At 66.4% G+C, this 25,488-nt stretch carries 27 protein-coding genes and 2 pseudogenes; 15 read left to right on the top strand and 14 right to left on the bottom strand.

The window, feature by feature from the left end; genetic code table 11:
• Window positions 1-8: 8 nt before the first annotated feature.
• Both MNAB215_RS17420 and MNAB215_RS17415 read left to right on the top strand, forming a co-directional pair.
• Complete coding sequence (locus MNAB215_RS17420; RefSeq protein WP_077079939.1) at window positions 9-728, top strand: hypothetical protein; 720 nt, start codon at window positions 9-11, stop codon at window positions 726-728.
• 45 nt (window positions 729-773) lie between these two features.
• A complete protein-coding gene (locus MNAB215_RS17415; RefSeq protein WP_077079938.1) occupies window positions 774-1,937 on the top strand; it encodes an Rv1157c family protein in 1,164 nt (387 codons plus the stop codon).
• Between the two features lie 81 nt (window positions 1,938-2,018).
• Here MNAB215_RS17415 and MNAB215_RS17410 read toward each other — a convergent pair whose 3' ends face one another.
• Window positions 2,019-2,165: a DUF1059 domain-containing protein gene (locus tag MNAB215_RS17410; protein WP_077079937.1), complete on the bottom strand. Its 147-nt coding sequence runs from the start codon at window positions 2,163-2,165 to the stop codon at window positions 2,019-2,021.
• 25 nt (window positions 2,166-2,190) lie between these two features.
• On the bottom strand, window positions 2,191-2,772 hold the full coding sequence (locus tag MNAB215_RS17405) for an HhH-GPD-type base excision DNA repair protein (RefSeq protein ID WP_077079936.1): 582 nt from the start codon (window positions 2,770-2,772) through the stop codon (window positions 2,191-2,193).
• A gap of 90 nt (window positions 2,773-2,862) precedes the next feature.
• Here MNAB215_RS17405 and MNAB215_RS17400 point away from each other — a divergent pair, with 90 nt between their 5' ends.
• Window positions 2,863-3,408 (top strand): nuclear transport factor 2 family protein, encoded by a 546-nt coding sequence (locus MNAB215_RS17400; RefSeq protein WP_077079935.1) that lies wholly within the window; start codon window positions 2,863-2,865, stop codon window positions 3,406-3,408.
• 20 nt (window positions 3,409-3,428) lie between these two features.
• Here MNAB215_RS17400 and MNAB215_RS17395 read toward each other — a convergent pair whose 3' ends face one another.
• The gene (locus tag MNAB215_RS17395; RefSeq protein WP_077079934.1) at window positions 3,429-3,608 is read right to left on the bottom strand and encodes a DUF5302 domain-containing protein; all 180 of its coding nucleotides are present in this window, start codon (window positions 3,606-3,608) and stop codon (window positions 3,429-3,431) included.
• Window positions 3,609-3,626: 18 nt separating this feature from the next.
• Entirely contained in the window at window positions 3,627-4,070 is a 444-nt protein-coding gene (locus tag MNAB215_RS17390) for a PPOX class F420-dependent oxidoreductase (RefSeq protein ID WP_077079933.1), read from the bottom strand.
• A 35-nt stretch (window positions 4,071-4,105) separates the two neighbouring features.
• Between MNAB215_RS17390 and MNAB215_RS17385 the strand changes: the two genes are divergently transcribed.
• Both MNAB215_RS17385 and MNAB215_RS17380 read left to right on the top strand, forming a co-directional pair.
• Complete coding sequence (locus MNAB215_RS17385) at window positions 4,106-4,627, top strand: DUF1697 domain-containing protein (RefSeq protein ID WP_077079932.1); 522 nt, start codon at window positions 4,106-4,108, stop codon at window positions 4,625-4,627.
• Window positions 4,628-4,641: 14 nt separating this feature from the next.
• Window positions 4,642-5,484: a class I SAM-dependent methyltransferase gene (locus MNAB215_RS17380; protein WP_077079931.1), complete on the top strand. Its 843-nt coding sequence runs from the start codon at window positions 4,642-4,644 to the stop codon at window positions 5,482-5,484.
• Between the two features lie 4 nt (window positions 5,485-5,488).
• On the opposite strand, the gene MNAB215_RS17375 is transcribed toward MNAB215_RS17380, so the two are convergent.
• Window positions 5,489-5,854, bottom strand: coding sequence for an Rv1152 family transcriptional regulator (locus MNAB215_RS17375; protein WP_077082099.1), 366 nt, complete (start codon window positions 5,852-5,854; stop codon window positions 5,489-5,491).
• A gap of 47 nt (window positions 5,855-5,901) precedes the next feature.
• On the opposite strand from MNAB215_RS17375, the gene MNAB215_RS17370 reads away from it, so the two are divergent.
• A complete protein-coding gene (locus tag MNAB215_RS17370; protein WP_077079930.1) occupies window positions 5,902-6,618 on the top strand; it encodes an NAD-dependent deacylase in 717 nt (238 codons plus the stop codon).
• A 16-nt stretch (window positions 6,619-6,634) separates the two neighbouring features.
• Here MNAB215_RS17370 and MNAB215_RS17365 read toward each other — a convergent pair.
• Window positions 6,635-7,276: pseudogene (locus tag MNAB215_RS17365) on the bottom strand (class I SAM-dependent methyltransferase); the annotation flags it as partial.
• Window positions 7,277-7,438: 162 nt separating this feature from the next.
• A complete protein-coding gene (locus MNAB215_RS17360; RefSeq protein ID WP_077079929.1) occupies window positions 7,439-9,784 on the bottom strand; it encodes an MMPL family transporter in 2,346 nt (781 codons plus the stop codon).
• A 272-nt stretch (window positions 9,785-10,056) separates the two neighbouring features.
• Here MNAB215_RS17360 and MNAB215_RS30550 point away from each other — a divergent pair, with 272 nt between their 5' ends.
• On the top strand, window positions 10,057-10,188 hold the full coding sequence (locus MNAB215_RS30550; protein ID WP_108637648.1) for a hypothetical protein: 132 nt from the start codon (window positions 10,057-10,059) through the stop codon (window positions 10,186-10,188).
• A 143-nt stretch (window positions 10,189-10,331) separates the two neighbouring features.
• Here the strand turns inward: MNAB215_RS30550 and MNAB215_RS17350 are convergent, their stop codons facing one another.
• Window positions 10,332-11,084: a 3-hydroxyacyl-CoA dehydrogenase gene (locus MNAB215_RS17350; protein ID WP_077079928.1), complete on the bottom strand. Its 753-nt coding sequence runs from the start codon at window positions 11,082-11,084 to the stop codon at window positions 10,332-10,334.
• Between the two features lie 52 nt (window positions 11,085-11,136).
• Complete coding sequence (locus MNAB215_RS17345; RefSeq protein ID WP_077082098.1) at window positions 11,137-12,231, bottom strand: CaiB/BaiF CoA transferase family protein; 1,095 nt, start codon at window positions 12,229-12,231, stop codon at window positions 11,137-11,139.
• Window positions 12,232-12,353: 122 nt separating this feature from the next.
• Between MNAB215_RS17345 and MNAB215_RS17340 the strand changes: the two genes are divergently transcribed.
• Both MNAB215_RS17340 and MNAB215_RS17335 read left to right on the top strand, forming a co-directional pair.
• Window positions 12,354-13,172, top strand: coding sequence for an enoyl-CoA hydratase (locus tag MNAB215_RS17340; RefSeq protein WP_077079927.1), 819 nt, complete (start codon window positions 12,354-12,356; stop codon window positions 13,170-13,172).
• Window positions 13,173-13,242: 70 nt separating this feature from the next.
• Window positions 13,243-14,235, top strand: a pseudogene (locus MNAB215_RS17335) (NAD(P)H-binding protein); the annotation flags it as partial.
• Window positions 14,236-14,240: 5 nt separating this feature from the next.
• On the opposite strand, the gene MNAB215_RS17330 reads toward MNAB215_RS17335, so the two are convergent.
• Together MNAB215_RS17330 and MNAB215_RS17325 are read right to left on the bottom strand one after the other, a co-directional pair.
• Entirely contained in the window at window positions 14,241-14,963 is a 723-nt protein-coding gene (locus MNAB215_RS17330) for a CPBP family intramembrane glutamic endopeptidase (RefSeq protein ID WP_077079925.1), read from the bottom strand.
• Window positions 14,960-16,063 (bottom strand): SDR family NAD(P)-dependent oxidoreductase, encoded by a 1,104-nt coding sequence (locus MNAB215_RS17325; RefSeq protein WP_077079924.1) that lies wholly within the window; start codon window positions 16,061-16,063, stop codon window positions 14,960-14,962. The genes MNAB215_RS17330 and MNAB215_RS17325 overlap by 4 nt, the downstream gene beginning before the upstream one ends.
• 174 nt (window positions 16,064-16,237) lie before the next feature.
• Here MNAB215_RS17325 and MNAB215_RS17320 point away from each other — a divergent pair, with 174 nt between their 5' ends.
• Genes MNAB215_RS17320 through MNAB215_RS17310 form a run of 3 tightly spaced genes read left to right on the top strand, consistent with a single transcriptional unit; the run spans window position 16,238 to window position 18,855 of the window.
• A complete protein-coding gene (locus MNAB215_RS17320) occupies window positions 16,238-17,317 on the top strand; it encodes a type III polyketide synthase (protein ID WP_077079923.1) in 1,080 nt (359 codons plus the stop codon).
• A gap of 24 nt (window positions 17,318-17,341) precedes the next feature.
• Entirely contained in the window at window positions 17,342-17,842 is a 501-nt protein-coding gene (locus MNAB215_RS17315) for an isoprenylcysteine carboxyl methyltransferase family protein (protein ID WP_077079922.1), read from the top strand.
• A complete protein-coding gene (locus MNAB215_RS17310) occupies window positions 17,839-18,855 on the top strand; it encodes an NAD(P)/FAD-dependent oxidoreductase (protein WP_077079921.1) in 1,017 nt (338 codons plus the stop codon). The genes MNAB215_RS17315 and MNAB215_RS17310 overlap by 4 nt, the downstream gene beginning before the upstream one ends.
• Before the next feature lie 7 nt (window positions 18,856-18,862).
• Here the strand turns inward: MNAB215_RS17310 and MNAB215_RS17305 are convergent, their stop codons facing one another.
• Window positions 18,863-19,663, bottom strand: coding sequence for a crotonase/enoyl-CoA hydratase family protein (locus tag MNAB215_RS17305; RefSeq protein ID WP_077079920.1), 801 nt, complete (start codon window positions 19,661-19,663; stop codon window positions 18,863-18,865).
• A complete protein-coding gene (locus MNAB215_RS17300) occupies window positions 19,660-20,808 on the bottom strand; it encodes a thiolase family protein (RefSeq protein WP_077079919.1) in 1,149 nt (382 codons plus the stop codon). The genes MNAB215_RS17305 and MNAB215_RS17300 overlap by 4 nt, the downstream gene beginning before the upstream one ends.
• Window positions 20,809-21,183: 375 nt before the next feature.
• On the opposite strand from MNAB215_RS17300, the gene MNAB215_RS17295 reads away from it, so the two are divergent.
• The gene (locus MNAB215_RS17295; RefSeq protein WP_165691584.1) at window positions 21,184-22,377 is read left to right on the top strand and encodes a hypothetical protein; all 1,194 of its coding nucleotides are present in this window, start codon (window positions 21,184-21,186) and stop codon (window positions 22,375-22,377) included.
• Window positions 22,347-22,598, top strand: coding sequence for a hypothetical protein (locus tag MNAB215_RS30040; RefSeq protein ID WP_131829138.1), 252 nt, complete (start codon window positions 22,347-22,349; stop codon window positions 22,596-22,598). The genes MNAB215_RS17295 and MNAB215_RS30040 overlap by 31 nt, the downstream gene beginning before the upstream one ends.
• Here the strand turns inward: MNAB215_RS30040 and MNAB215_RS17285 are convergent.
• Complete coding sequence (locus MNAB215_RS17285; RefSeq protein ID WP_077079916.1) at window positions 22,583-24,067, bottom strand: aldehyde dehydrogenase family protein; 1,485 nt, start codon at window positions 24,065-24,067, stop codon at window positions 22,583-22,585. The two genes, MNAB215_RS30040 and MNAB215_RS17285, sit on opposite strands and share 16 nt — an antisense overlap.
• 393 nt (window positions 24,068-24,460) lie before the next feature.
• On the opposite strand from MNAB215_RS17285, the gene MNAB215_RS17280 reads away from it, so the two are divergent.
• Window positions 24,461-25,453, top strand: a complete 993-nt coding sequence (locus tag MNAB215_RS17280; RefSeq protein WP_077079915.1) for an SDR family NAD(P)-dependent oxidoreductase — start codon at window positions 24,461-24,463, stop codon at window positions 25,451-25,453.
• The last annotated feature ends 35 nt before the right edge of the window (window positions 25,454-25,488 follow it).

The raw sequence follows: 25,488 nt of genomic DNA, 5'->3' as shown, positions 1-25,488 counted from the left end.
GGGGAGCAATGCCAACCATCTGGACCTACTTGCGTGCAACCGCCGTCGTGGTCGGTTCGTCCGCAGCTCTACTGACGGGCGGAATCGCCCATGCCGACCCCGTGTCGGCGGTGCCCGACCCGATGCAGAACATTCCGCAGCAGCTGATTGCTTCGGTTGCCAACGCACCGCAGATTCTGCAGAACTTCGCGACCGCGCTGGGGGCGACCCCGCCGCAGGCGCCAGCAGCTCCCGGCATCACCTTTCCGGGTCTGACCCCGGCCGCGGGAGCCGCACCGGCGTCCGCTCCGGCCGCGTCGGGCATCCCCGGACTCGGCTCGATCCCCGGGCTGACGGCACCGGCAGCGCCGGCCGCACCTACTGCTCCGGCATCGACCATCCCCGGGCTCAGCTCGATCCCGGGACTGACCGCACCGGCGGCACCGGCGGCTCCCGCCGCTCCGGCGTCGAGCATTCCCGGACTGAGCTCGATCCCGGGACTGACCGCACCGGCCGCATCGGCCTCGGCTCCGGCGGCGACGTCGAACCTGCCTCAGGTCGCCAAGGTTGACATGCCGGCCCTGCCCGGCCTGCCGCTGAACGTGCCACCGAAGCTGTCGATTCCGGGTGACCTGCCCGCGTTGGCGAGCGCTGTCCCGGGTGCAGTGGGTGCTCCCGTTGCCGGTGCTCCTGCCGCAGCGGCCCCGGCGCCGCTGGCGGCGCCGTCGCTGCTCTCTGCCCTGCCCTGAGCAGCTAGTTAGACGACCACCCACTACCTAGGACCGGAGGAAATCGTGGGAAGCATCTGGAATCTCTCCAAAGGTGTGGCCGTTGTCGTCACTGCATCGGCTGCCGCGTTCGGGCTCTGCCCGAACGCGGCGGCCGATCCGGCGGCACCGCAACCGACACCGCCACCGAATACCGCTCCGCAGCTACCGGGCCTGCCCGCGTTGTCGGAGCTGAGCCCGATCATCCAGCAAGCGGCAGGCAACCCAGGGCAGGCGACCCAGCTGCTCATGTCCGCCGCACAGGCGTTCACCCACAATCCCGCCGCGCCCGCCGAGTCGAAGAGCGTGGCGACGTCGGTGAGTCAGTTCGTGCAGGAGCCGGCCGCCCCGGTTCCCGGCGCGCCCGTCGCGGTGCCCAACGGCGTGGCCGTGCCCGACAGTCTGCCGGTGGAGCACGTTCCGGCGGCCGGCGTGCAGCCCGGCTTCGAGTCGCACCTGCCCCCGGGGATCGATCCGGTTCGCGCGGTGGGTCCTGGTCCGGTTGCCGCTCCCGCGGCTACTCCGCCGGCGGCGGCTCCGGGACCGGCACCCGCGCCAGCCGCTCCGGCGCCGGCAGCGGCCCCCGCTCCAGGACCAGCACCTGCTCCGGCAGCGGCCCCCGCTCCGGGACCGGCTCCGGCAGCCGCTCCAGCTCCGGGACCGGCACCGGCAGCTGCCCCCGCTCCGGGGGCTCCGGCCGCGCCGCAAGCGGCACCTGCCCCGGCACCCGCGCCCGCTCCTGGCCCGGCCGCGCCGGGCGCGGCCCCGGGCTTTGGACCTGGTGCCCCGATTACGCAGGACTTCATGTATCCCTCGATCGGCAGCAATTGCCTCGCGGACGGCACTAGCTCAATAGCGGCCGCGCTGTCGGTCGCAGGGCCCGCCACGATTCCGCTGCCCGGCCCCCAAGCCGGCCAGACCGCCTACGTGTTCACCGCTGTCGGCACGCCCGGGCCCGCCGAGGTGCAGAAGCTGCCGCTGAACGTCACCTGGGTGAACCTGACGACGGGCAAGTCGGGCACCGTAACGCTCAAGCCGCGTACCGACATCAACCCCGACGGGCCGACGACACTGACCGCCATAGCCGACACCGGTTCGGGCAGCATCATGTCGACGATCTTCGGTCAGGTGACCACCAAGGAAAAGCAGTGCCAGTTCCTGCCCACCATCGGCTCGACGGTGGTGCCGTAATCAGCCCAACCAACACCCTCCCTAGTGCGAGCGCGCGTGTCACTGCACGACACGCGCGCTCGCCTTTGGAGTGGGGGTCGGCTAGTAGGCCATAAACAAGATCGCGTCGCGGTCGTAGTCCAGGCCCGGATGAACGCTGGACAGGTGAGCCTGGGTCAGCTCGACCAGCTCGTCCTCATCCTTGCCGACGATGGCCTCTCCGCACGGACACGTGATGTGTGTCTTCACGATGGCGCCTTCCCTTCTGAACCTTCTACGTCGCCGCCTTGGCAGCGGCTTTCATCTGCTTTTTATACGCTCGCACTTTTCCCATCGATTGGTCGTCGACGATATCGGCGACCGAGATATGCGAGCCGGCCTGACCGAAGTCCCCTGCGGCCGCGCGCCAGCCTTTTGGCGTCACGCCGTACTGCTTGCCCAGCAGGGCCAGAAAGATCTGCGCCTTCACGTCGCCGAAGCCGGGCAGTCCCTTGATCCGCCGCAGCAGCTCGCTTCCGTCGGGGTCGCCGGCGGTCCACAATCCGGCCGCGTCGCCGTCGTAGCGGTCCATGATGATCTGGGCCAGCGTTTGGATGCGCTTGGCCATCGACCCCGGAAAGCGGTGTATCGCAGGCTTTTCCGAGCACAGTGCGGCGAACTTGTCGGGGTCGTAGTCGGCGATGTCGGCCGCTGAGAGGCCCGGGAAGCTGCCCATCCGGTCGGCGATCTTCTTCGGTCCGGCGAATGCGGTCTCGAATGTGACCTGCTGATCCAGAACCATCCCGATCAGCAGGGCCAATGGACTGTCGGCCAGCAGCTTGTCGGCCTCGGGATCCTGAGCGAGGCAAAGTTTCACTGTCAACGACCAACCTTTCGCTGAGCACACTGGGACCGAGAACCCATTGGTCCACAGACTACTCACCAGCAATGACCGCGCTATCGTGGCGTGGTGCTGGATGAGGCCCCGGACGCGGGAAGACTGACGCTGCTGCTGGCCCGCGACGAACTGCATCAGCTCGTCACCGCCTACTGCCGGGCCGTCGACCGCGCCGACTATGCGGCGCTGCGGGACCTGTATCACCCCGACGCGACCGACTCGCACGGTTCGTTCTCGAGCGGCGGCGTCGAACAGTTCATCGCGCAGCTAAAGGCGGCAGAGCCATATGTGCTTGTCTCCCAACACAACATCACCACAACGAACTTCGTAGTCGACGGCGATACGGCCCGCGGTGAGATCTACTGCCTGGTGTTTCACACCTTCGCCGGTCCCGAACACGACATCGACGTCATCATCGGCGGCCGATACCTCGACGAGTACACCCAGCACGACGGACGGTGGAAGTTCCGTCAGCGCACCATCGTGGCGGACTGGTCATACCAAAACGACCCGTCGCAGATGAACTTCGAGCACCCCAGTACCCGGGGAAGCCTGCGCGGCAAACCGGGCCAAGCCGACCCGTCGATCGACTGGCTCACCTCGCCGCAAGGCTGAAAAGCCTTGTCGGACAACGGTTAACCGCTCTTGCGGCGGAACTCCCGGCGGTTGCCCGCGGCGCCATGCGCCGCCCGTGACTGCTTGCCCCCGGCGTCCTTGTGGTCGGAACCACCCGCCGATTTAGCCATCTTGCGGTCCAGCGCCTCACGGAATTTGCGCTTGGTCTCGTCGTCTTCCTCGGGCTTCGATTCGGCCATACCGGCAGCCTAGCCTGGTTACCGCTTTCCCGGGGGCATGCCGTACACATGCGAGATCGGCAGCGTCAGCAGTACCCGGCGATCGGTGACCATTGCCTGCCGGTACTCGTCCCAATCCGGATGCTCGCCAGCGATGTTGCGATACAAGGCAATCAGCGCCTCGACGGTGTCGTCGCCTGGGGCCGCCGCCGGCGGCGTCAGTTCCGCGATGCCCTCGGCAACCGCATACGACCAGCCATCGTCGGCGTCAACGAAGATCGACGCCCGCGGGTCGCGGCGCAGGTTGCGGGTCTTGGCCCGCGGCTCGGTGATCGATACCCGCACCACCACCTCGCGCGGGTCGAAGTGATAGCTCACGTTGGACAGTTGGGGTCGCCCGTCGCTTTTGATGGTGGCCAGCACCCCGAGGGAGTTACCACTGATCAAGGCCAACAGCTTGTCGTCGAAGACTTGGCGTCCCATGGCGAAAGCCTACGCCGAGCTGGTGGAATCGAATCATGACCCAATACGCGGCATTTCTGCGCGGAGTCAATGTCGGCGGCATCAACCTCAAGATGGCCGAGGTGGCCAGCGCCTTGACGGCCGCGGGGTTCAGCAACGTGAGCACCGTCCTGGCCACGGGGAATGTGTTGCTGGAGTCGGCTTCGGGGACGGCCGCCGTGCGCAAGAAAGCCGAAGCGGCGTTGCGCGAGAACTTCGGCTATGACGCGTGGGTGCTTGCCTACGACATCGACGCGGTACGCGCGATCGACGGGGCGTACCCCTTCGAGCGCGAGGTCGACGGGTACCAGTCCTATGTCACGTTCGTCGCCGACAAAGCGGTGCTCGACGAGCTTGCGGCCCTGGCCGCCAAGGCCGGTCCCAACGAGAAAATCAGCCGCGGTGACGGCGTCATCTATTGGCAGGTGCCCAAGGGCGGCACCCTGGACAGCGCCATCGGCAAGACGATGGGCAAGCCGCGCTACAAGTCGTCGACCACCACCCGCAACCTGCGCACGCTGGCCAAAGTGCTGCGTTGAGTACGTTGGTATCGATGACCTCCGCACAACAGCCCGCCAAAGAGAACGTCACCCTCAGCGGTGTCTCCGAGACCGCCCTGCTGACGCTGAATTCGCGGGCCTCCGAAGCCCGCCGCCCGGATGCCGTGCTGCAAGATCCGATGGCGGTCACGCTGCTCGACTCGATTGACTTCGACTTCGCGAAGTTCGGTACGGCAGGCAGCCAGGGCATGGCGCTACGGGCCCGGGTCTTCGACACCCATACCCTGTCGTATCTGGATCAGCATTCGGCGGCCACGGTGGTCGCGCTCGCCGAGGGCCTGCAGACCAGCTTCTGGCGATTGGACGCGGCCCGCCCAGATGCTCAATTCCGTTGGCTGACGGTTGATTTGGAACCCATCATCGATGTGCGCACCCGGCTGCTGCCGCCGTCACCACGGGTGACGCTGCTGGCGCAGTCCGCACTGGACTACAGCTGGATGGATTCCGTCGACGCGTCAAACGGGGTCGTCATCACCGCCGAGGGACTACTGATGTACCTGCAGCCGGAGCAATCACTGGGCCTAATAGCGCAGTGCGCCAAGCGATTTCCCGGTGGCCGGATGCTGTTCGATGTCCCGCCGGCCTGGTTCTCGAGATTGACGCGGTGCGGCGCTCTGCGTCCGTCGCGCCGCTACCGGGTGCCGCCCATGCCGTTCAGCCTGTCCGCCGGCCAGGCGGCCGACCTGGTGAACACGGTGCCCGGGGTGCGCGCGGTGCGCGATCTGCTGCCGCCGCCGGGACGTGGTGCGTTGTTCAACGCCGCGGCGTCGTTCATCTACCACACACCGTTTTTCGAACTGGTGCGTCCCACCGTGACGCTGCTGGAGTTCGGCTGACGCCCTAGTCGTCCGGCACGTTGGTGAGGTAGCGCATCGCGTCGGACTTGGTCAGCCCCAGCGCGCGGGCCACTTCCACGTATTCCTTGGCCGCGGCCGCCATCGCGGCGTCGGTCGGGTCGAAGCGGGAGATGAAAGTGCCGAAGCGCCCGCGTGTTTCGACGATCGCCGCGGACTCCAGCTCACGGTAGGCGCGGGCCACGGTATTGGCCGCCACGCCCAGCTGACCGGCCAGGTCGCGCACCGTCGGGAGGCGACTGCCCGGCGGCAGCGCTCCGGCGCGGACGCCGTCGATAACCTGCGACCGGAGTTGATCGAACAGCGGCTTGCCCGCTTTCGCGTCGACCCGTAGCCAATCCCGCAGCTCCACGTAACCAGTATCACCCAGCATCGGTCGGGCCCGGCTATGTTTGGTGAATGCGAGTGACGGTGCTCAGTGGTGCCGGGATCTCCGCGGAAAGCGGGGTGCCGACATTTCGCGACGACAAGAACGGCTTGTGGGCCCGCTTCGATCCGTACCAGCTGTCCAGCACCCAGGGATGGCGCGACAATCCCGAACGCGTGTGGGGCTGGTATCTGTGGCGCCACCACCTGGTGTCCGCCGTCGAACCCAACGACGGGCACCGCGCCATCGCCGCCTGGGAGGACTATGCCGAGGTCAGCGTCGTCACCCAGAACGTCGATGACCTGCATGAGCGCGCGGGCAGCAGCCCGGTACACCACCTGCACGGAAGTCTGTTCGAATTCCGTTGCGCCAGTTGCGGTCTGCCTTACAACGAGCCGTTACCGGCGATGGCCGAACCCGCGCTGGAAGTCGAACCGCCCGTGTGCCCAAGGTGCGGCGGCCTGATTCGTCCGGACATCGTCTGGTTCGGCGAGCCGCTACCCCAGGGGCCGTGGCAGCGGGCCGTCGAGGCGACCGAGGGCGCCGACGTCGTGGTGGTGGTGGGAACCTCTGCAATCGTCTACCCGGCGGCGGGCCTGCCGGAGCTTGCGCTGGCCCGCGGTAAGGCCGTGATCGAGGTCAATCCCGAGCCCACCCCGCTGTCGTCGAGCGCGACGATCAGTATCCGCGAGCCGGCGAGCCAGGCGCTGCCCGGCCTGCTGCAACGGCTGCCCGCCCTGCTGAAGTAAAACCGACACCTGCCAAAGGCTTGCGGGCCCGGCCCAGCGCCAGCTCCGACACCACCGGCCGGATCGTCAAGAACGGCAGCGTGAACTCCCGCCGGGAGTTGTCCACCTCGAACCCGGCGTCGACGATCGAGCGCTCGGTATCGCGATGGGTGTGGCAGTTGCCGAGAAACTTCGGCCACACCGTCGCGTCGGCAAACCGCTGCAACCGGCCCCGTGCGCCGGTGCTGGCCACATGCTCGAGATAGCGCAGCTGTCCACCCGGCAGCAGAACCGACATCAGCTGCCGCAGCACACCATCGGGATCGCTCACCGAGCACAACACCAGCGAGCACACCACCGCGTCGAATTGCGCGCCAGTGCCGAATTCCTCGACCGTCGCGTCGATCACCTGGATCGGAACCGGCGTAACGGCAGCCGCGGCCCGAGCCCGGGCGGCCAGCCGCGGTTCGGGTTCGATGGCGATCACCTGCTCGACCGAGTCGGGGTAGAGGGGAAAGTTCGTTCCGATACCAGCCCCGACTTCCAGCACGCGGCCGGACAGGCCGACCAGGTTCTCCTGACGCAGGGCGCGTATCACCGGGGCCTCGTGATTGACGGCGACGGGCCACACCCGGGCAAAGAACGGATGGTCGACCGACCTGACCGCGGCCTGCGTCATACCCGAAGCTCCTCCAAGGCAAATCCCCCGCCCGGGCCGTTGCCCGAGACCTTTGCGTTGCGGACCCGCTAAGCCGGTCCCACGCGCCCACTCAAGTGGAAGACCATACATTATCGGGATCATCAAACGGCAGATGCGGGTTTGGCGAATAACGCCCCGGCGCTAACCGATCTTGATGACCGACCCGTCGACCGGTCTCCCGTTGTGCTGCGCCGGGTCGACCCCGGGTGCGACCGGTTCAGCCGCCGGCCCCTCACCGATGCCGACACGCTCGTGCACCCACACCAGCGGCTTGGGCGCCCACCAGTTCCACCGGCCCATCACATGCATGAACGCCGGAACCACCACCATCCGCACCAGGGTGGCGTCGGCGAGCACGGCCAGTGTGAGGCCGAGACCAAACATCCGCATGAACGACACGTGGGCGGCGATCAGCGCGGCGAACGACATCGACATCACCAGCGCCGCCGCCGTGATGACCCGGCCGGTGCGGGCCACACCGAGCGCCACACTTTCGTCGTTGGCGGCGTGCGCCTCGGCCGGAGCCGCGGATCGCGAGGTGCCGGAGGCCTGCCAGTACTCGCGGATCCTCGCGAGCAGGAACACCTCGTAATCCATGGACAAGCCGAACGCGATGCAGAACAGCAGCACCGGCATGTTCGCCACCAGCGTGCCGCTCGGCGTCGTGCCCAGCGCGCCGAGATGTCCGTCCTGGAAGATCCACACCAGCGCGCCGAACGCCGCGGTCAAGGACAACACGTTGCACAGCAGCGCCTTCACCGGCAGCACCACGCTCCCGGTGAGCAGGAACAGCAACACGAAGGTGATGGCGGCCATCAGCCCCAGCACCAGCGGCAGCCGCTCGGTCACGGCGTCCACGCTGTCCCGGTTGACCTGTGCGACGCCGGCCATCTCGACGGTTCTGCCGGCCGGCCCGGCCACCTCGTGCAACCGTGCGAGCTGGGTGTCGGAGGCCTGCGAGAACAGCGGCGCGGTACTGCTCACTGTCAGGAAAGCGCTGCCGTCGGCCGACCCGGTGGCCGCCGTCGGCGGCCCCACCCGGTTCCCGTTCACGAACGTCCCGCCCGGCGCCGACACCGCCGACACGTCGGGGACCCGGGATAGGTCGGCCGCGTACTTGTCGAGATCGGCCGGGTCCACCCCACCAGCGTCGGGGATGACGACGGGCACCGACGTCGAGAAGTCGTGCGCGAAATTGTCGCGCAACTGATCACCGACCTGATGCGACGATGTCGACGGCGGCAGCACCCGGTCGTCGGGGAACCCCCACCGCACCGAGGCGAACGGCACGCCGAGCAGGATCAGCAGCGCGACGACGACCACACCGGTGGACAGCCAGTGGCGCATGACGAACTTGCTCGACCGGTACCAGAACTGTCCCCCACGAGTGGGCGGTACCCCCAGCTCGATGGGTTTGGGCACCGGGTCGGGGCGACCCAGCATCCGGCGCCCCAGCCGCCGCACGTCCAGCGAATCCAGCCGCGGACCCAGCAACGCGATCGCGGCGGGGGTGAGCACGATGGATGAAGTCGCGACGAAGAACACGGTCGCCACCCCGGCGTAGGCGAACGACCGCAGGAAATACATCGGGAACAGCGCCGTCGCCGACATCGACAACGCGACGGTGACCGCGGAGAACAGCACGGTACGACCGGAGGTCGCCATGGTCCGGATCAGTGCCTGTTCCCGGTCAGCGCCCTCGGCCAATTCGTCGCGGTAGCGACTGACGATCAGCAGCGTGTAATCGATGGCCAGCGCCAGGCTCAGGGCCGTGCTCAGGTTCAGCGCGAAGACCGACACTTCAGTGGTAAAGGTGAAAAGCCGCAACACCGACATCGAGCCGACGACGGCCAGCGCGCCGAGGGTCATCGGCAGCGCCGCGGCCAGCAGCCCGCCGAACACCCAGATCAGCACCAGGAAGCTGAGCGGGATCGCGATGATCTCCATGATCAGGAGGTCGTCCTGGTTCTGCGTGTTGATCTGGGCGTACTGCATCGCCGAGCCGCCGGCGCGGACGGTCACCTCACCGCGATCGTGCACGAACTGGTCCGCGAGGGTCTGGGCATTGTTCTGGGCGTTGTTTTCGCCGCCTTTGAGGTTGACCACGATCAACCCCGACTTGCCGTCTTTGCTCAGCAGGTCGGCCTGGGCCTGCGGCGGGGCGGTCCAGGGCGACGAGACGTTGTACACCAGCGGCGAGTGTTGCAACTGCTCGACGAGGTTGGCGCCTACCGTGCGGGCCGGGTCGCTGTTGGCGCCCGCGGGAGCCGTCACCAGGATCAGCAGCTGCTGACCGCTCTGCCCGAACTTGTCGGTCATCACCGCGATGGCGCGCGAGGACTCGGAGTGGGGATCTTGAAATCCTCCGGGAGCCAGACTCTTTGCGACCGGGATGCCGAAGACCGCCGCGGCGATGAAGATCAGCACGCCTACCGCAAGGATTCGTCGCGGCGCCGCAATGCCCAGTCGGGCGATCCGTTGCAGCATCCTTGCCGTCCTCCCCCTGGGCATACGCCCTGGCTCACGCCATATCGCGGGAACTTACCAACGCTAAATTACAGGTGTCAAACAGCACCTCTCCCAGGCACGAGATGGGCGCGCGGATGGTTCAGGAGGGCGGGAAAAGTGGTCCGTAGGCCGCCAGCTCATCGGCCGGATCCGGCTGTTACTGCCCAGTAACGCTACCGGCGAGTAAATTGCCACCATTTTCCGAATCGTGACTCAAAGATTCCTTAATGGTTGCACTTAGGCTCAGTGTCATGTGGATCGACGACACCAGTGCCGATGTCATCAAGGCCGACTTCGAAGCCCTCTACCACGGCGACATGCTTGTGGAGGGTGAGACCTCAGAGCAGCTCGAAGACTGGCAACACCTGCAGGCGGCGAGCTGACCGTCCATGAGCGTGCTCGCGCGGCTACTTATGGCCGAACCCAACGTCAGTCGATGGTTCCGTCGGTCCCATTGATCTCTTCTCTCTAACGAAAGCCCCCGCCACGGCGGGGGCTTTCGTTTTGTCGAGCGCAGAAAACCCGGTCAGCGCGGCGCCATGCGGATCGCGCCGTCCAGGCGGATGACCTCGCCGTTGAGCATCGGGTTCTCGATGATGTGCACCGCCAGCGCCCCGTACTCGTCGGGGTCACCCAGCCGAGCCGGGTGCGGGACCTGCTTGCCGAGCGACTTCTGTGCCTCCTCGGGCAACGAGCCCAGCAGCGGGGTCTTGAACAATCCCGGCGCGATGGTCACCACGCGGATCAGCTCGCGCGACAGGTCGCGCGCGATCGGCAGCGTCATACCGACGACGCCGCCCTTGGACGCCGAGTAGGCGGCCTGGCCGATCTGACCGTCGAACGCGGCGACCGAGGCGGTGTTGATGATGACGCCGCGTTCCTCGCCGAGTGGTTCGGTCTTGGCGATGCGCTCGGCGGCCAGCCGCAGCACGTTGAAGGTGCCGATCAGGTTGACCCCGACCACCTTCTTGAACGCGTCCAGCGGGAACGGGCCGTCCTTGGACAACGTCTTGATGGCGTTGCCGATGCCGGCACAGTTGACGTTGATGCGCAGCGGGCCCAGCGACTCGGCCACGTCGAGTGCGTTGCCGACGCCGGCTTCATCGGTGACATCGGCCTCGACGAAGCGGGCGCGATCGCCGAGTTCACGAACCGCTTCTTCGCCGCGCAGGTCGATCACCACCACTTGCGCGCCCGCGTCCAGCAAGCGCTTGGTGGTGGCCAGGCCCAGGCCTGACGCGCCCCCGGTGACGACCGCGACGGCGTCCTTGATCTCCATCCGAGTCCTTCCCTCTCGTCGAACCAGCTGCCTACCAACCTGTTGGTCGGGACTATACCCAGTCGTCGAGGACGGCCTGGGCGTCGGTCACCGGCACCGCCGGGCGCGGGGTGTCCGGCGCGGTCCGGGAGAACCGCGGGGCGGCCCGGGGCTGCAGACCGCCGTTGACTTCGTAGAAGGTGTCGCGCTCGGTGATGTGCGGCTCGGTCTGCACCTCGCCGAAGGCCAGCACCGGCGTGACACAGGCGTCGGAGTCGGCGAACACCTTGGCCCAGTGGTCGCGGTCGTGGCGGCCGAACGTTTCGGTGAACACGGCCCGCAGTTCGGGCCAGCGACTGACGTCGTTCTGCCCCGGCAGGTCGGCGTTGTCCAGCCCCAGCCCAGCCAGCATGGCGGCGTAGAACTGCGGCTCGATGGCACCGACCGCGACGTAGCGGCCGTCGGCGCACTCGTAGGTGTCGTAGTAGGGTGCGCCGCTGTCCAGCATGTTGGTGCCGCGCTCGTCGGACCACAACCCGGAACTGCGCATCTGCCACATCATCTGGACGAGCACGCTGGAGCCGTCGACCATGGCCGCGTCGACGACCTGCCCCTTGCCCGACTTTTGCCGCTCCCACAGTGCGGACAGGATCCCGACCAGCAAGAACATCGACCCGCCGCCGAAGTCGCCGACCAAATTCAGGGGTGGCACCGGCCGCTCGCCCGCCCGGCCGATGGCATGCAGGATCCCGTTCAGCGAGATGTAGTTGATGTCGTGGCCCGCTTGCTGGCTGCGCGGGCCGGCCTGACCCCAGCCGGTCATCCGGCCGTAAATCAGGCGGTCGTTGACCTTCGCGCAGTCCTGCGGACCCAGGCCCAGCCGCTCGGTGACGCCGGGCCGGTAGCCCTCGATCAACACGTCGGCCTTGGCGATCAGGCCCAGCACAAGTTCGCGTCCCTCGTCGGACTTGAGGTCGGCGGTGACGATGCGACGGTTGCGGCTCATGGCGTCCTTCACCGTGCCTTCGCCGCCGGCGGCGGCGAAAGACGACGGCCGATCGATGCGCACCACGTCGGCGCCCAGATCCCCCAGGATCATCGCCGCATGTGGACCCGGGCCGATACCGGCCAGCTCCACTACGCGGAGTCCGCTCAGAGGTCCGTTCAACGGAGCCGCCATGACCCACCGACCTTTCGTCTGCCCTGACGTCGTCCCGATCGAACGACCGGTCGTTGGCATCTTCGCAGCTGCCCCGGATCGCCGCGCAGCCGGTCACCTAGGGTGAGCACATGCCGGAATCCGCGATCGCCACCCTCGCTCCCGTCGCAGGCCTGGACGTCAGCTTGTCCGACGGCGTGCTGTCGGTGACCCTCGACCGCGCCGACAGCCTCAACTCCGTCACCACCGAGGTGCTCGCCGGCATCGCCGACGCGGTGGAGAGCGCGGCCACCGATCCACGAGTCAAGGTGGTGCGCCTCGGCGGTGCGGGCCGCGGCTTCTGTTCCGGGGCCGGCATGAGCGCCGACGACGTCAGCGGCAGCGGCGGACCGGGCACCGAGATCATCAGGCAGGCCAACCGCGCCATCCGGGCAATTACCGCGTCGCCGCGGCCGGTCGTCGCCGTCGTGCACGGGCCGGCCGCCGGGGTCGGTGTGTCCCTGGCTTTGGCATGCGACCTCGTATTGGCTTCTGACACAGCATTTTTCATGCTTGCCTTCACCAAGGTCGGGTTGATGCCCGACGGGGGTGCGTCGGCGTTGGTCGCGGCGGCGATCGGCCGGGTCGCCGCGATGAGGATGGCGCTGCTGGCCGAGCGGTTGCCGGCCGCCGAGGCGTTGGCCGCGGGGCTGGTCACCGCGGTCTATCCGGCCGAGGACTTCGACGCCGAGGTGGGCAAGGTCATCTCGAAACTGCTGGCGGGCCCGGCGGTGGCATACGCCAAGACCAAGGAGTCGATCAACGCGGCCACCTTGACCGAGCTGGATTCGGCGCTGGAGCGGGAGTTCCGCGGTCAATCCCTGCTGCTGCGCTCACCCGACTTCATCGAGGGCGCAAAGGCATTCCAGCAGCGCCGCACCCCCGACTTCACCGATCCACCGCCGACATAATCGCGGCAAAAATGACCATCCTCTGCTGCGACAGTTCCGAACAACTGACAAACGGAAAGGGGGAGCATCGATGGCTGGACAAGTTCGCTGCCTGGTGACCGGAGCGACCGGCTATATCGGCGCCCGTCTGGTGCCGCGACTGCTGGATGACGGCCACCGAGTCCGCGCGCTGGCCCGCAACCCCGACAAGCTGGCCGACGTGCCGTGGCACGAACAGGCCGAGGTGGTGCGCGGCGACCTGGCCAACCTCGACTCGCTGATCGAAGCGTTCGACGGGATGGACGTCATCTACTACCTGGTCCATTCGATGGGCTCGTCGAGGAATTTCGCCGCCGAGGAGTACCGCTCGGTCAACAACGTGGTGACCGCCGCCCGCCGTACTGGGGTGCGCCGGGTCGTGTATCTGGGCGGGCTGCATCCGGACAACCGCAAGCTCTCCCCCCATCTCGAATCACGCAAGGCCGTGGGTGAGGCCCTCATCAACTCCGGCATCGAGACCGTGGTGCTGCAGGCCGGCGTGGTCGTCGGATCGGGGTCGGCGTCGTTCGAAATGATCCGCCATCTCACCAACCGATTGCCGGTGATGACCACGCCCAAATGGGTGCACAACAGAATTCAGCCGATCGCGGTAAGCGACGTGCTCTACTACCTGGCCGCGGCGGCCACGGCTACGGTGCCGTCGTCGCGGACATGGGATATCGGCGGACCCGACGTGCTGGAGTACGGCGACATGATGCAGGTGTACGCCGAGGTCGCCGGCCTGCGCAGGCGTTACCTGATTGTGCTGCCGTTTTTGACGCCGACGATCGCCAGCCTGTGGATCGGGGCCGTGACCCCGATTCCGCCCGGTTTGGCGCGCCCGCTGATCGAATCGCTGGAATGCGACGCGGTGATGCGCAACGCCGATATCGACGACATCATCAAGCCGCCCGCTGCCGGCCTGACCAGCTACCGGGACGCCGTCACGCTCGCGCTGCACCGGGCGCGCAGCCTGCCCACCACGTGGGAATCGTTGCGCCGCGCGCCGGCTGACCTGCTGCCCAGTGACCCGGATTGGGCCGGCTAGCTCTATAGGCCGAACAAGGGAGGTAGGGCAAGCACCATGATCAGACCCCACGCGAAGTGAGTCAGCAAGGGTGCCAGCACCCCGCCGCTGGCCCGGCGCTCTAACGCGCACACCGTCCCGAGGATGATCGCGGCGAATCCAAGCATCGCGTTCCCGCTGGCCAAGCTCACGCACGCGTACAACACCGTCGAGATAGCCACCGGGTGAAACCGGCCCAGCGCGGTATAAAGCGCGCCACGGAAGAACACCTCTTCAGCGACCCCGTTGACCAGCGTGATCACCACGACGAAGAGCAGCGTTCCCTGACTTTCGAATTGCAGCACCCGCACGATCAAGGCCGCGACGGCCGGAATCTCCCGGGCGATCAGCCCGCCCAACACAAAGCAACCGCCGATCAGCAGACCGACGGCCGTCCCGGAGATGACCGGGCGCTGGTTGCGGCCCCGCCAATTGATCCCGCCCAGATGCAGCGGCCCGGACAGGAACGCACCGCAGAGCCACACCGCCGCCAGCGCCAGCGTCAGCCAATAGAAGCTCGACTCCCCCGGCGTGCGCCGTAGCGAAAAACCAAGCACCACTGCGCCGATCACCAGCGTGACGCCGACGACGAAGCGGCGGCGGCGCCGGACTCCGGGTGGTTCATGTTGTGGCACAGCGACATTGGTGATCGCACGGCGCAGCTCGGAATACACCCTGGTGCGGTAGGGGGCCACGGGCTGGCTCATACCCACAGCGCCTTGAGGGTCAGCGCGACTAGGGCGTGCAGTCTGGTTCGCCCTCCGCCACCGAGCGATCGGGCGAACCGCCGCACGCGCCGCGCGTCACCCCCCGCCCATTCCGGATCGGTATCGGCGAGGTCATGCGGATCGGCTAACGCGTTGACCGGCCGCGGCCGGTTGGACCGGCCCGCCAAGGCCAGCGCCATGGCCTCGCGGGCGCCGAGCAGCCCACCGGGCGGATCGGGCACCAGGTCGTGCAGCCCGCTGACCGAGGCCACCATCGGGTGGTCCAGCGAGTCGACCAGATCTCCGGCCAGCCCAAAGGGCACCGGCAACGTGTAGGCGAGCACCCGCGCGGTCACCGCGGTATGGAATCCGGGCACCCGGATGATGACCTGCCGCTTGCCGGCGACGCGCGCATACGTCTTGAGCAGCCCGCGGTACGACGTCGTGTCGGGGCCATGGATGTCGTAGGCGCCCGCGGGCACCTGCGCGGGATCTGCCGCCGCGACGAGATAGTGCAGCACGTCGCGGATGGAGATCGGGTCGATCGGGTTGTCCAACCGGGGCGGCGTCGGGATGACCGGGAACCGGTCCGCCACGTAACGCAACATCTCGAACGACGTCGAGCCGGCGCCGATGATGATCGCCGCGCCCAGCCACACCAACTCCGGCCCCCCCACGACGCTCAGGGCCTGGGCAACCTCGGCCCGGCTGGCCAGGTGCTCGGACAGGGTCTTGTCGTTGGGCACGAAACCACCCAGGTAGACGATCCGGCGCACTCCGGCGTCCCCGGCAGCGGTCGCGACGATGGCGGCAGCGGCGTTATCGGCCTCGCGGAAATCGCGCTGACCGATCGCGTGGACCAGGTAATACACCACGTCTACCGGTCCGCCCACCGCGTCCGCGGCAGCTGCGAAAGCGTCTCGCGTCGACGCCGGATCGGATGCGTCCAACTGCACCGGTACCACCTGGTTGAACCACCCGAATTGCTGGAGACGCTCCGGGTCTCGGCTAGCCGCGATCACTTGGTGCTGGTCGGCTAGCAGGGCCGTAACCAGCCGCGATCCCACGTAGCCGGTGGCGCCGGTGACCAAAATTCGCATACCTCCAACCTAACCCGGCCTGGGCGGGGGGCGCGCTGCGCGCAACGGGATCACGCAGGCACATCGCGCGCACGGCCGGATGACCAGTGGTCAGGCTCACAACGACCGAGTCCGAACCGACCTACCTACGGCACCGTAACCAGGTACGTAGGCACCATCCGAGGGGGCATTTCCGTGCACGTACTTTCCACAACCACGACGACCTATGCAGATCCGTCCGTAGCCGCAGTTGCGGTGAAGTTTCCGCCAAACCGTTACACGCAGGACGAAGCGATCGGCGCGCTGACCGACTTCGCCGGCCCGGAATTTCGGCGGTTCGCGCTGAGCAGCGGCGTCGAGTACCGCAACACCGCACTGCCGCTGTCCCGGTACCGCGAGCTGAGCGGCTTCACCGAGGCAAACGATGCCTACGTCGACATCGCCCTCGATCTGGCTGAGCAGGCGTTTCTCGCGGCGCTCGATGAGGCGAAGGTCAAGGCGCCGGAGGTCGACATCGTCTTTTCGACGACGGTGACCGGGCTGGCGGTGCCGACACTGGAGGCGCGGTTGGCCACCCGGGTGGGGCTGCGCCAGGACGTCAAGCGCGTCCCGCTGTTCGGCCTGGGCTGTGTGGCCGGCGCGGCCGGCACGGCCCGCATGCACGACTACCTGCGCGGGTTTCCTGACCAGGTGGCGGCGCTGCTGGCGGTCGAACTGTGCTCACTGACCATTCAGCGTAATGACAATTCGGTGGCCAATCTGGTCGCTACCAGCCTTTTTGGTGATGGCGCGGGCGCTGTCATCGCGAAGGGCGCCAAGCGGGCGGCCGGCGCCGAACGTACCGGCCCCAGGGTGCTGGCCAGCCGAAGCCGGATCTACCCCGACACCGAAGAGGTCATGGGCTGGAAGATCGGCACCGACGGCTTCCGGATTGTGTTGTCGGCCGACGTCGCGACCGTCACCGAGAAATATCTGGGCGAAGACGTTCGCCATTTCCTCGCTGACCACGGTCTGACGCCGGGCGACGTGTCCACCTGGGTCTGCCACCCGGGCGGGCCGAAGGTGATCGAGACGGTGGAGGAAGTGTTAGACCTTCCCGACGGCGCACTTGACCACACCCGAAATTCATTGCGCAACAACGGCAACTTGTCCTCGGTGTCGGTGCTGGATGTGCTCCGCGCCAATTTGGCCGATCCGCCGCCTACTGGTTCGATGGGACTGATGATCGCTATGGGCCCGGCTTTTTGCTCCGAGCTCGTTCTGCTGGCCTGGTAGCGCGATTCACGAGAGAGTAGGGACATGTACTACCTGCTGATCCTCGCGGTCGGGATCGAACGCGTCGTCGAGCTGGTGCTGTCGAATCGCAACGCCCAGTGGTCTTTTACTCAGGGCGCCAAGGAGTTTGGCCGGCCGCACTACGTGGTGATGGTGATCATCCACACCGCGTTGCTGGTCGGCTGCGTCGTCGAGCCGTGGGCGTTGCACCGGCCGTTCCTCCCATGGTTGGGCTGGCCGATGCTGGCGGTGGCGGCGGCCAGCCAGGTGCTGCGCTGGTGGTGCATCACGACGCTAGGTCGCCGCTGGAACACCAGGGTGATCGTCTTGCCACAGGAGCCGTTGGTGCGCGCTGGCCCCTACCGGTGGCTGCACCACCCGAATTATGTTGCCGTGGTGGCTGAAGGGATCGCGCTGCCGCTGATCCACACCGCATGGCTGACCGCGGGGATTTTCACGCTGGCCAACGCGATCCTGCTCAGCGTGCGCATCCGGGTCGAGAATTCGGCACTGGGCTACACGTGACGAATTTCGACACCGACCTGTTGATCGTCGGCGGCGGCCCGGGAGGACTCGCCACGGCATTACACGCTCGGCGCCTTGGACTTTCGGTCATCGTTGCCGAGCAACGCGAGGGCCCCATCGACAAGGCGTGCGGCGAAGGTCTGATGCCGGGCGGACTCGCCGAATTGGCCTCGCTCGGTGTGGACCCCGTCGGCATGCCCTTCCACGGGATCGCCTACGTCAGCGAGTGTCACCGCGCCGAGGCGCGGTTTCGCGGCGGGGCGGGCCGCGGCGTGCGACGCACCACGTTGCACGCCGCGCTGGCGGCGCGGGCCAAGGAGCAAGACACCGAATGGATCCAGACACGAGTGACCACCATCGAGCAGGACGCGCACTCGGTGACGGCCGCCGGCGTGCGCGCGAAGTGGCTGGTCGGGGCCGACGGTCTGCATTCGACGGTGCGGCGCGCCGTCGGGATCACGGCCACCGCCGGAAAACCGCGGCGCTACGGCGTGCGCCGGCATTTCAAGGTGCCCGCGTGGTCGGAGTTCGTCGAGGTGCATTGGTCGCGGTGGGGTGAGGCATACGTGACGCCGGTGGAGCCGGATCTGGTCGGCGTGGCGATCCTGTCTCGCGGACGACCCGACCTGGCCTGGTTCCCGTGGCTGGTCCGGCAACTGGGCACTGCCGAGCACGGCCCGGCGCGCGGCTGCGGCCCCCTGCGGCAGGTGGTTTCCCGCCGGGTCGCGGGGCGGGTGCTGTTGGTGGGCGACGCGGCGGGCTATGAAGACGCGCTTACCGGCGAAGGCATCAGCCTCGCGGTCAAGCAAGCGGGCGCATTGGTCAACGCCATCGCCGACGATGCCCCGGCGTCATACGAGGCGGCGTGGCATCGAATCACCCGCAATTACCGGCTGCTCACCCGGGCGCTGGTGTTGGCCAGCGCGCCGCGCCCGCTGCGCCGCGCGATTGTGCCCGCCGGCCAGCTGCTGCCCTCGGCGTTTCGGCTCGGGGTCAACGCCCTGGCGGGCTAGCGGCCGCTCAGCGCGCCTGCCAGACCGGTTCGCGTTTCTCCGCGAACGCCAACGGGCCTTCCTTGGCGTCCTCGGACCTGATCAGGGTCTGCATCTCGCGCGTCGTGCGGTCCCAGCCCGGCTCGTCGCCGACGATGACGCCGTCGTCGACGCCGTAGGCGACGCGCTTGCTGGCCTGCACCGACAGCGGCGCGTTCACGGTGACCCGCGCCGCCAGGGCCAGGGCCGCATCCAGCACCGAGCCCTCCTTGACGACCTGGTTGACCAGGCCCCACTCCCAGGCGTCGGAGGCGGTGAGTGGTTCGCCGGTCAACAGCAGCTCCATCGCCACCTTGCGTGGCAGCTGATCCATGATCCGGAAGACCCCGCCGGCGGCGGCGATCAGACCGCGCTTGACCTCCGGCAGGCCGAACTTGGCGAGCTCGTCGGCCACCACTAGATCACTGGCCAGCGCGAGCTCGGTCCCGCCACCCAGTGCCGTGCCGTTGACCGCGGCGATGGTCGGCTTGTCGATGAAGTGGTGGACGTATCCGGCGAAGCCCCACTCCGCGTGGTCGGGGTGGTAGATGTTCTCCCGGCGCGAGATCGCTTTGAGATCGGCTCCGGCGCAAAACGATTTCTCGCCGGCACCGGTGATCACCACCGCTCGCACGGCGGGATCGTTCTGCGCCTCTTCCAGCGCTTCGCCCACGCCGATGCTGACGGCAGCGTTGATCGCGTTGCGCGCCTCCGGCCTGTTGATCGTGATGATCAAGACGTCGCCGGAGCGGCCGACCAGCACCGCCGGCTGCGTGCCGGGATCGGTCACAGGAGCTCGACGATGGTCGCGTTCGCCTGACCGCCGCCCTCGCACATCGTCTGCAGGCCGTAGCGAATTCCCTTGTCCCGCATGTGGTAGAGCAGCGTGGTCATGATCCGCGCCCCCGAACCGCCGAGCGGGTGGCCCAGCGCGATCGCACCGCCGTTGGGGTTGAGCTTGTTCTCGTCGGCACCGATGTCCTTGAGCCAGGCCAGTGGGACCGGCGCGAACGCCTCGTTGACTTCGTACGCCCCGATGTCGCCGATGCTCAGCCCGGAGCGCTTCAGCACCTTTTGGGTGGCCGGGATGGGCGCGGTCAGCATGATCACCGGGTCGGCTCCGGCCAGCGTCGCGGTGTGTACCTTGGCGATTGGCTTGAGCCCCAACGACTTAGCCTTCTCCGCCGACATGAACAGCAGCGCGGCCGAACCGTCGGAGATCTGCGAGGAGTTACCGGCGTGGATCACGCCGTCTTCCTTGAAGGCGGGCTTCAGCGACGCCATCTTTTCCATCGGCGTGCCGCGGCGGATGCCTTCGTCCTTGAGGACCGCGTTTCCGTCCTGGTCCTTGATACCCACGATCTGGTCGTCGAACGCACCGGAATCCTGTGCCGCGGCGGCCTTTTCGTGGGATGCGAGGGAGAATTCGTCGAGCGCGACGCGGTCGAGTCCCCACTGCTCGGCGATCATTTCGGCGCCGAGACCCTGGTTGGGGATCCGACCTTCGTAGCGCGACAGGAAGCGCTCGGGGTAGGGCCGCCCGCCGTTGGCCAGCGATGCCCCCATCGGGGTGCGCGACATCGACTCGACGCCGCCGGCGACGACGACGTCGTAGTGCCCGGCGATCACACCGGCCGCGGCGAAATGGATGGACTGCTGGCTGGATCCGCACTGGCGGTCGACGGTCACGCCGGGCACGGTCTCTGGCCAGCCGGCGGTCAACAGCGCGGTGCGGCCGATGTCGAGGGCTTGTTCGCCGGCCTGCATCACGCATCCCCAGATGACGTCGTCGACGAGTTCCGGATCGACGCCGGCCTTCTCGACCAATCCGTTGAGTACCTGCGCAGACAGTTCGGCCGGGTGCACTCCCGACAGCCCGCCATTGCGCTTGCCCACCGGTGAGCGCACTGCCTCGACGATGACTGCTTCAGCCATGGTGATGTCTCCTTTGACCGTGTGATTCTTTGACGGTTGTCAACCAACGCGCTCAGACGATTGTCAACCAGCGCGTTGGGCGGCCCGGAAGCGGGGGTGGTGTCCCGGAGTACGGACATGGGCGTCTTGAACTGTCACGACCTGGATGCCGACAAACATTAGCGAACTCGTGGAGTTGACCGATGGGAGCGGAAAGGACCTGCGCGGAAAACCACTCGGGCTCAACCCGCGATCAACATACAAAACGTGTTGGGCTGGTTGAGAAGGGCAAAATTCAAGCGACATTCCCCGGTAATGATATGTCGCTCCCAAACCGCCATTGTCGCAATCCTCAAAACCAGCCTGGGCTTGGCGACGCGCGCGTACGCTCTCGACGTGGTCAAACAGGTGGCTGCGTCCGACGATCAAGGAGTAGTAATGGAGTCGCCAAAGTCCTGTCGACGTTTTCTTAGATCAGCGTTGGCGCTTGGATCGGGAGTCGTGGTGCTCGCCGCGGTGACGTGCTTCGCACCGATTGGCTTCTCGTTGGCAGACCCAGCTGCCGAATCGGCAGCTACCGCCGCGGTCACCATCCCGTTTCCGACACCGCTGACGGATGAGATCAAGAAACTTGACGAAGAGGCAGCGAAGGACCCCTCACCGCATAAGCTACACGCTAAGAAGGCCTCTATCCTTAAGGCTGCTTTCGACAATTTGCCACCAGCGCCTTGGAAGAGCGAAACAGCCGTGGTGGGGCTGGCACACCCAGAAAACTATCAGTTCGACACTTCAAAAAAGCCATCTGACCCCAAGTATTTCCCGAAGTATTTCCCCGATAACTTCAAAAACAATAACGTTACCGTGACGGCCGAGCCTCAGGGTCTCTATGACTACAAGCCAACCGACGAGATTTGGGTCGATTTCGCTAACCATGACCTGGGCGGCGGTGTCTTCGGCGATGGGATGGTCCAAGAAGAGACCATGGCTCTGTCAATGCCTCAGCTCGCGGATGCGGCCGCTATTGGATACACGACCCGCGATCACGGCAAACCGGGCCCGTTGGGGAGCAATCCGACACCTTTGGTCCTCACGAAGGTCCACCGCGCGATCGAGCTCGATAAACAGCTTTATGGGAGCGGGTGGGAGTCCAAGTCGTTGGACGAGGTCAAAAAGCTTCTCTACCCCCAAAAACCTAACCAGGAATTGAACGTGCTGGCCGTCGCGGTGGAAAAGATCACAACGGCGCAGCAAACCGAGCTCGACACGCTCGACGACCTATTCAACACGTTCGTTGCCGCCTACGCGGTGGCCAAAGACGCGAAACCCAACACCATAATCAACACAGGCCCCATCGGTACCGGAGACTTCAACAACGACGACAAAGTCATCTACGTGATGCAGCACCTGGCCGCGCAGCAAATCGGCGGGCTCAACCTACGTTACTGGGGTTTGACGCAAGGGCAGCAGAATACCTATGACTCAATGGTCGCTAAGATCATCGGCAACTGGCAAAAAGACCCCAACAAAAGCATGACTCGGCTGGTCGTGCTCGCACACGAATGCCTCACATCGTCGCAGAATTGCAAATGATTTACCGGGACAATAATGGTGGAGTAAAGCGGCTCAACGGCATCGACGCGATGCTTTTGTACAGCCAGACGCCGAACCAAACTCGCGGTTCACGCGCATCGCTCCAAGATGCGGCGCCGGCGTCGGGTGCCGCCGAGATTGCCGTCACGGTCGCGATCGTGCCCACAACAACAACCAAGACGGCAATCTCGGCGCTAGTGGTCCCCTACACCGCGGGATAGGCCACCGACTTGATCTCGGTGTACTGGTCGAACCCGGCGATGCCGTTCTGGCGGCCGATGCCGCTCTCCTTGTAGCCGCCGAACGGAGTGTCGGCGCCGTACGGCGCACCGCCGTTGACGCCCATGAAGCCGGCCTTGATCCGGCGGGTCACCGACAGCGCGCGCTCGAGCGAACCCGCAAACACGTTGCCGGCCAACCCGTACACGCTGTCGTTGGCGATCCGGATCGCGTCCTCCTCGTCGTCGAACGGAATGACCGAGAGCACCGGGCCGAAGATCTCCTCCTGGGCGATGGTCATCTTGTTGTCGACGTTGATGAAAAGCGTTGGCCGGACGTAATACCCCTTGTCGAAACCGGTTTCCGCGCCGGGGCCGCCGACCAGCGCCGTGGCGCCCTCGTCGACACCCTTCTGGATGTAGCCGGTGACCCGGTCGTACTGCCGCTGCGAGATGACCGGGCCGCAGAGCGTCCCGGGGTCCTGCGGGTCGCCGCATGTGACGTTCTCGTAGATGTTCTTGAGGATCTCGACACCCTCGTCATAGCGCGACCGCGGCAACAGCAGCCGGGTCGGGTTGGCGCAACCCTGACCGGCGTGCATGCACGGCGCGATGCCGACCATGCAAGCCGTGCCGAAGTCGGCATCCTCCAGCACGATGGAGGCCGACTTGCCGCCGAGCTCGAGGAACAGCCGCTTCATGGTGGCCGCGCCCTTTTCCATGATCCTCTTGCCGACCACCGTCGAGCCGGTGAACGAGATCAGGTCGACCTTGGGCGACAGTGTCAGTTCCTCACCCACGAAGTGGTCCGAGGCGGTGACGACGTTGACGACACCGGCCGGGATGTCGGTCTTTTCGGCGATCAATCGGCCCAGCCGATTCGCATTGAACGGGGTGTTGGGTGCGGGCTTGAGCACCACGGTGTTGCCGGTGCCCAGCGCCTGGCCGAGCTTGTTGAGGGTGACCTCGAACGGGAAGTTCCACGGCACGATCGCGCCGACCACGCCGACCGGCTCGCGCCAGACCTTGCGGGTGGTCAGGGTGCCGGTCAGGCTGATCACCTTGTCGCCCAGGTCGGTCTCCCAGGCGTATTCATCGATCAGGCGTGCGGGGTACTTCAGCCCGTCTTCCAGTGGAGCATCCAGCTGAGGCCCGAATGTGATGGCCCGGGGCGAGCCGACCTCGAGGATCAGCTCCTCGCGCAGCTCGTCTTTCTCGGACTCGATCGCCTCGTGCAGCTGCAGCAGGCAGCGCTTGCGCAGCTCCTTGTTGGTCGACCAGTCGGTCTCGTCGAACGCCCGGCGCGCGGCGTCGATGGCCCGGTGCATGTCCTCTTTCGACGCGTCGGACACTTCGCCGAGCGATTCTTCGGTCGCCGGGTTGATGTTGGTAAAGCTGCCGGCCTGGCCGTCGACGAGCTTGCCGTCGATCATCATCTTCGGCTCGAACCGGACCTTTACAGTGTCAGCCATTTTTGTTCAGCCCTCTTCTGACTCGTTCTCGTGTGACTCATCCCACCGGAGAGCCTTACTGGAAACTAGCCGATTGGCAACATGCAACGTCCGGGTGGTGCCTTGACGTGCACATGGCGCACCGCGTCGCGGCGCGATGGTGAGCCTGTCGGCACGGCACGACGATCGTTGCGCGCTCGTTGGACACACCCATCTCCGTCGGCACGGTCAAGAGTAAACCTAAGATTTGTTCAGAGGCTGACCCGGGAAGCTTCCCGGGCGTCAAGCGCCCGGAAAGAGGGCTCCCAGCGAGCCCTCCCGGACGCTTGACCAAATATCTGTTCCGGCGTAGGGTCCGGTTCCACCCGCGGCCAATCAATCAGGCAGTCGGCTGTCCCTGCTCAGGAGCACACCATGATTGACTTCACCGGTCAGGTGGCCGTCGTCACCGGTGCCGGACGTGGACTCGGTCGGCTCTACGCGCTGGATTTGGCGCGCCGTGGTGCCTCGGTCGTCGTCAACGACCTTGGCGGCTCGATGCGTGGCGAAGGTGTCGACTCGCGGGTCGCCGACGAAGTGGTCGACGAGATCAAGAGGGCGGGCGGCACGGCGATCGCCTCGCATGACTCGGTGGACAGCCCCCGGGGCGGCCAGGCCATCGTCGACGCCGCCGTCGGCGCATTCGGGCGGCTGGACGCGGTCATCAGCAATGCGGGGATCTTCGGCAGCGTGCCGTTCGAAGACCTCTCGCTCGACGAGTGGACTCGAATGCTGCGCGTGCATCTCGACGGCGGCTTTTTTCTCTCGCAGCCCGCCTACCGAGTGATGAAGAACAACGGGGGCGGAAGATTCGTGTTCATCTCGTCCTCCGCCGGGATCTTCGGCCAGCCGATGGAGGCTCACTACGCCGCGGCGAAAGCCGGCCTGGTGGGGTTGACGAACGTGATCGCGATCGAGGGCGAAGCGCACGGAATACTCGCCAATTCGGTTATGCCCACTGGCTTCTCGCGAATGGTCACCGAGACGGTCGGCGACGAGAAGTTTCTCGCCGAATCCGGATTTATGCGGGCGATCCGTCCCGAACTGGTCGTCCCCCTGGTCAGCTTTCTGGCAAGCCGTGCCTGCACGTTCTCGCACCGCAACTACTCGGCCGCCGCCGGACGCTATGCGCGGGTGTTCGTCGGGCTGAGTGAAGGGTGGCTGGCAGACGCCGGGAGCGAACCGACGGCAGAAGACATCGAGGCGCATCTCGGACAGATGTCAGCCACGGACAAATTCTTCGTGCCCACGTCGATCGTCGACGAGGTGCTCGAGGTATGCGAACGACGCGGCGTCAACGCGATGCCAGGACAAAGCCTTGCAGAGACAAAAGTCGCATTCCCTGAACCCCAACGCAACACACGCTGATGTTTGCTCGCCGCCATCGAGATTGTTGACCGACT

The sequence above is a fragment of the Mycobacterium numidiamassiliense genome (assembly GCF_900157365.1).
Lineage (GTDB): Bacteria > Actinomycetota > Actinomycetes > Mycobacteriales > Mycobacteriaceae > Mycobacterium > Mycobacterium numidiamassiliense.
Note: the sequence above shows the minus strand (reverse complement) of the source record. Positions and strands in the feature narration are given on the sequence as shown.